The 5,986-nt window shown below is 40.5% G+C and carries 4 protein-coding genes; 2 read left to right on the top strand and 2 right to left on the bottom strand.

From position 1 onward, the window contains the following. Positions 1-229 precede the first annotated feature (229 nt). Positions 230-1,216: a LacI family DNA-binding transcriptional regulator gene (locus FC47_RS09920; RefSeq protein ID WP_039945288.1), complete on the bottom strand. Its 987-nt coding sequence runs from the start codon at positions 1,214-1,216 to the stop codon at positions 230-232. Positions 1,217-1,371: 155 nt separating this feature from the next. On the opposite strand from FC47_RS09920, the gene FC47_RS09915 reads away from it, so the two are divergent. Both FC47_RS09915 and FC47_RS09910 read left to right on the top strand, forming a co-directional pair. Continuing rightward, on the top strand, positions 1,372-3,066 hold the full coding sequence (locus tag FC47_RS09915) for a glycoside hydrolase family 13 protein (RefSeq protein WP_006499443.1): 1,695 nt from the start codon (positions 1,372-1,374) through the stop codon (positions 3,064-3,066). Between the two features lie 8 nt (positions 3,067-3,074). Then, on the top strand, positions 3,075-4,412 hold the full coding sequence (locus FC47_RS09910) for an SLC45 family MFS transporter (RefSeq protein WP_006499444.1): 1,338 nt from the start codon (positions 3,075-3,077) through the stop codon (positions 4,410-4,412). A gap of 141 nt (positions 4,413-4,553) precedes the next feature. On the opposite strand, the gene FC47_RS09905 is transcribed toward FC47_RS09910, so the two are convergent. Beyond that, on the bottom strand, positions 4,554-5,735 hold the full coding sequence (locus tag FC47_RS09905) for a hypothetical protein (RefSeq protein ID WP_056968786.1): 1,182 nt from the start codon (positions 5,733-5,735) through the stop codon (positions 4,554-4,556). Between the last annotated feature and the right edge of the window lie 251 nt (positions 5,736-5,986).

The raw sequence follows: 5,986 nt of genomic DNA, 5'->3' as shown, positions 1-5,986 counted from the left end.
CACTCAACCGTGGCATAGAATGATTTGTTGTCAATGACCAGGAAAATCCCCCGTGGCTCTTCTGAACTGTCCATCTTGTTGCCCTTCTCGAACTTCTGTTTGCATAATATTGCAATATACGAATAAGTGTTCGCAAAGGCGAAAACGAAGATAAAGGGTTTAAGGGTAATAATACGGCAAATAGGCCCGTGGAAATTCCGCGAGCCTTTTTTTGATTGCCAGAACTGCACTACGACTGAGCTGAATTGTATTTGGCAACCGAGCCACGTTCCTTTATTTGATACGGCAGCTCAACTGAAGAAACATTCTGGTTGGTCAAATGTTCAATTGCCAACTGTCCCATCTGTTTGAATGGCTGATCAATCGTTGTGATTCCCGGATAGATCATACTGGCTACTGATGAGTTGTCAAAGCCCAGAACCGCTAGTTGCTCAGGTACTTTTATGCCGTGTTCCTGAGCAGCATAGATAACCCCGGCTGCGGCATCGTCACTGGCTGCAAAAATTGCCTCGGGAAGTTCTCCTTTTGCTAAAAGAAGTTCTACAGCCTGCTTTCCTGCTGCAAACGAATAATCGCCGGGAATGATGGATGGTGTAAGTCTAGCTGACTCCATTGCCTTTTGATATCCTGCGCAACGCGTCCTACCAGTTTGCGGGTCGTTAGTATCAACGGCAACCAAAGCAATTCGTTGGTATCCATGACTAATTAGGTAGTTAGTCCCTGCCATGGTAGCTTTAAGATTATCAATAGAAATCATTGGCTGATTGGAAACTTTGACGCCTAGAGAAATTAATGGCAGTTGCAGTTGATCAAGTAGTTTCAGATTGTCCTCATCAAATTGAACCGAAACCGATATGATTCCGTTGACTTTACGGCCAGCCATTAGATTTAGGCATGCCTTTAGTCGTTTTGAATCATTCAAACCGCAGTGAGCCAAAAGGATTCGTCCACCATTTTGGTAGGCCCAGTCTTCAATGCTGTCGATAATTGGGGCGGCAAAGCTCGTTGTGGCATTGGTTACGATTACCCCAATCAGATTTGAGGTCTGTGCAACCAGATTAACGGCGGCTTCATTTTTTTGATAGTGTAGCTCATCTGCAATTTTCTCAACCCGACGGCGAGTTTTTTCGCTGTATCCCCCACTATGGTTTAATACGCGAGAGACGGTTGATGGAGTTACTTTTGCTAGTCTGGCTATGTCTTTAATCGTGGCCATCGGGATCCTTCTTTCAAAAAGTAGTTGACTTTTTAAGTTAGCTGTATATATAATACTCCGTGAAAACGGTTACTAATACCGTTTTTATTATTTTGACATTTACTCAAACGTTTGCGTAACTTTTATTTTTAAATTTTTTACGAGGAATGATAATAATGGCATATACCCCAAAATGGTGGTGGCAAAATTCAGTTGTCTATCAAGTCTATCCACGGAGTTTTCAAGACAGCAATCATGATGGTATTGGTGATTTAAAAGGTATCATCAGTAGGCTTGACTATATAAAAAAACTAGGTGCTGACATTATCTGGCTCAATCCAATCTACCGTTCGCCAAACGTTGATAATGGGTATGATATCAGTGATTATCGGGCAATCGATCCAACTTTTGGATCATTGACCGACTTTAAGGAGCTGCTGACGAAAGCTCATGAACTTGGTCTGAAAATAATGATGGATCTGGTGGTTAATCACTCATCAGATGAAAATGAATGGTTTAAGCAAAGTCGCCAAGGAAAAGAAAATCCATATCGTGACTATTACATCTGGCGTGATCCAGTCGATGGTCATGAACCAACTAATTGGGGATCATACTTCTCTGGTTCAGCTTGGCAGTACGATGAAGCAAGCGGTCAGTACTACCTGCACCTGTTCGCTGTAAAGCAACCGGATCTAAACTGGGAAAATGAAGCCGTTCGTCATTCGGTATACGACATCATGAATTGGTGGGCAGATCTCGGGGTCGATGGATTTCGAATGGATGTCATCAACTTAATTTCAAAACCGGCTGTCTACAAAGACGTTCCGACCGCGCCAGGAATGAAGTATGGTGACGTTGAGCCGGTTGTTGCCAATGGTCATCGGATGCACGAATTCCTTCAAGAAATGCATCAAGCTGTAATGGCCAAGCATGATTTGGTAACAGTTGGCGAAACACCTGGTGCCACAACAGATGATGCCAAAAAGTATGCCAACCTAGAACAGACTGAGCTGAATATGATTTTTGAGTTTGAACATGTCGGCTTAGATGGTAACGACAACCCAGCTTTAGGAAAATGGAGCGACAAAAAAGTCAGTTTGCCAGAATTGCGAGATAACCTGGTGAAATGGCAGACTCAGCTAAGTGGTAAGGCCTGGAACTCACTTTACTGGAACAACCATGATCAGCCACGCGTCGTATCCCGTTTTGGCAATGATGATCCAAAATATCGTGTCGTTTCGGCTAAAATGTTGGCGACAATGCTGCACTGTCTGCAAGGGACTCCTTATATCTACGCAGGTGAGGAACTAGGAATGACCAACACGACCTTTAACTCTTTGTCTGACTATCGTGATTTGGAAAGCATTAATGCCTACCATCAGTTGGTTGACGAAGAGCATCTGGTTGATGGAAAGACAATGAGCAGATATCTGGCAATTCATTCACGAGACAATGCCAGAACGCCAATGCAATGGGATGACAGCAAGAATGCCGGCTTTTCCGATGCTGAACCTTGGATCGCGGTCAATCCCAACTATTCAGAGATCAACGCAAAGGCGGCACTGGCGGATCCATCATCCGTCTTCTATCACTACCAGAAACTCATTCAAATGCGCCATGACCTGCCAGTAATGACTGAAGGAAAGTTTGCACTGGTTAACGGCAACGAATCGGATGATCAGGTCTTTGCCTACACGCGGGATGATGGTGAAACGACACTGCTCGTAGTAACCAACTTTACCAAGGAAACGATCACGCGAGAATACGCCGCTGGTAAAGGTAAGCTCTTATTAAGCAACTACGAGGATGACATGGGAGAAACTCTGCGTCCATATGAAGCTAAAGTATATGAATTCAGTTCAAAGAGGTAACAAGTAATATGGAAAATCAAGAAACAACTACTGGACTACCGAGTCTGCCAATAAGTACCCTGTTTGCCATGACTTTTGGTTTCTTTGGCGTTAACATGGCATTCTCGCTGCAAAGCTCACAGATGGGAAGAATCTTTCAAACAATTGGTGCCGATCCTACCAAGTTGGGTTTCTTCTTTATTCTGCCACCACTGATGGGGATGATCGTTCAACCATTAGTTGGCAAATATTCTGATTTAACGTGGAATCGATTTGGCCGGCGTATGCCTTATCTTTTAGTTGGTGCGCCAATCGCGGCCCTGGTTCTGATTCTTTTGCCCAATGCGGGATCGTTTGGGTTCGGTTACGGTTCACTGGCCGCTCTTTGGTTTGGAGCGATTGCGGTTCTGTTCATGGACCTTTCTTCAAACGTCTGCATGCAACCATTCAAGATGATTATTGGTGATATGGTTAACGAAGACCAAAAAGACTTTGCCTGGTCCTGGCAGCAGATTTTCTCCAACATGGGCGGAATTCTCGCGACCTTGATGCCGTTTATCATGACGCTTTTAGGGGTTTCCAATACTGCTAAGAAAGGTTCTCTGCCTCACTCAGTCATCTGGACCTTCTACCTTGGCGCGGCTGTACTGCTCTTAACCAGTATCTTCACACTGGCCAAGGTTCATGAATACAACCCTCAAGACTATGCCAAGTACCATGGCGTTGATATTGCAGCCAATCAAGAAAAGCTTAGTTTCGCAACTTTGCTGAAGAACGCACCTAAGGCATTTTGGCAGATCTCTCTCGTTCAGATGTTCTGCTGGTTTGCGTTCCAATACCTTTGGACTTATGGTACTGGCGCTGTTGCAAAGAATGTCTGGAACGTAACTGATCCATCAACGGCTGGCTATCAGGCTGCCGGTAACTGGTTCGGTGTTCTGTCCGCTGTTCAGTCGATTGCGGCTGTATTGTGGGGAATGGTTCTGTCGAAGACTAAGCCAAACCAACGTAAGACGATGTATCGTTTAGGCCTGGTTCTTGGTGGGCTTGGCTTCATGTCAGTGTTCTTCATCCACGACAAGATACTTTTGATTCTTTCTTTCGCTCTGATCGGTATTGGCTGGATTTCAATGAACTCGATTCCATTTGCCTTGCTGACGACTGCGCTGGCTGGTAAGCATGAAGGGGCATATCTGGGACTGTTCAACTGCAGCATCTGCTTGCCGCAAATCATTGCTTCCGTTGCCAGCTTTGCCATCTTCCCATTGATTGGCAAATCCATGCCGGGGATGCTCTTGTTGGCTGGTATCGTTTTTGCCAGTGGCGCGCTGTTTGTTGGTCGAATTCAAGAACAGCCGAATGCTTAATTGAAACATTTATTACTTACTCATATCTATCCTAAAACTCCTAAAATGAAATCCCTGTCTCAAAATCGAGGCAGGGATTTTGTTTGTTCAAATAGTTACGTGATGAATCAGTAATCCTAGTATTCTGTAAATTTTAGTAATTTAATTATTGCAAGAATAATACCTTGGTAACCAATACGTAGTAAAGTAAAGCGAGTTCTCACAAACCTGTTTTAGTGGATTGAATTCTTTTGATGCTTTAATATTTTTGGGCTTCAAGTCCAAGTTAAATCCATGCATTATACAATTAATATACTTTCTTCCAAAAATCATTAATAATTTAAGAACGGGATATATTGCAATATGAATATATTCGCCTGAATATTTTGGATTAAAAAAACAAGCTTGAGGATACTTATGATTTAATTTAACGATAAGGTTCCAAGTTTCTGGACATATTGTCATGCTAATTGCAACTTTAGAATTTATTCCTCGCGGAATATTATTATGCTCAATATTGTTTCTAAGGGGACGTACAACTAATTTCAAGAAATCTTGAAAATCTGAATCAGCAATTACGTTGTATAGTTGTGAATCTCTTTTTTTAACAATATCCAAAAATTTAGATGCTTTCTTGATTCTTAAATCGGTTTTATACTTATCAAAATTAATATCATAGCAATAATTGATTGCATTAGCTAGATTACCAAAAATGCTTGCTAACTGTGAAACAAATGAATCAAAATATAATATTGCAAAAACAAGAGAATTATTTCCTCTATTTTCAAAACAGTAAAAGGAACATTCATCAAATGCAATAATCAGTTGCTTCAATCTATTTGCAATACTGTCCATAGTATCGGAATACATAACATTCTCTTCATGATTCGTTGAGTTCCAAATCCTTTGATATTCAGGAAAAAGGTAGTTGCTCCGATAATGCAGATATAGAGAGTTATCAACTTTAATATTAGGTTCGATGTAAAATTGATTATTATGTACCAAGATGATCCTTATTAGTTCCATAAAGTCGTTGTAATTAACCAATGGTATATTAAATACTCTTCCAGCATTATTAGGAACTGAATTACTTATACAAAAATCGAACCCTTGCTGTATCATATTTCTGCGAAATGTTTCATTGACGGAAAACTTAGTTGGATAGAACGAAATATTCACCGGAAACTTTTCTATTCTAGATGTTGCGAATAATTCAAAATTTACTAGTTCTATACTTGCAACTTTTCCAATTTGTTCAATTTGTTCTCTAGACAAATGATCTGTATCTATTAGAATTTTCGTAAATATTGGATGAACATTATTTTGATAGAAAGCATTATTCAACTTTTAAACACCTCGTTTTATTTAAATTGTTGAATGAAGGTTCGTTAGAAATTGTAATAATTTTACCTTAATTTACGTCGTTAATTCGATAACTTACTGAAGAATTAGGTTCATATAATGAAATTAATCTATTTCTCAATAGATCTGCTAATATAACTATATTTATATGAATTTGAGTTTATCCGTACATTATAGATACTTGATTATCATTTTTATGATTTTTACCCAAAATCAATCTTATCCAGCATATG

The sequence above is a fragment of the Limosilactobacillus mucosae DSM 13345 genome, assembly GCF_001436025.1.
In the GTDB taxonomy this organism is placed as follows: Bacteria; Bacillota; Bacilli; order Lactobacillales; family Lactobacillaceae; genus Limosilactobacillus; species Limosilactobacillus mucosae.
Note: the sequence above shows the minus strand (reverse complement) of the source record. Positions and strands in the feature narration are given on the sequence as shown.

Coding starts and splice junctions, on each gene's coding strand:
- FC47_RS09920 (WP_039945288.1), bottom strand. CDS start 1,216: ATGGCCACGATTAAAGACATAGCCAGACTAGCAAAAGTAACTCCATCA.
- FC47_RS09915 (WP_006499443.1), top strand. CDS start 1,372: ATGGCATATACCCCAAAATGGTGGTGGCAAAATTCAGTTGTCTATCAA.
- FC47_RS09910 (WP_006499444.1), top strand. CDS start 3,075: ATGGAAAATCAAGAAACAACTACTGGACTACCGAGTCTGCCAATAAGT.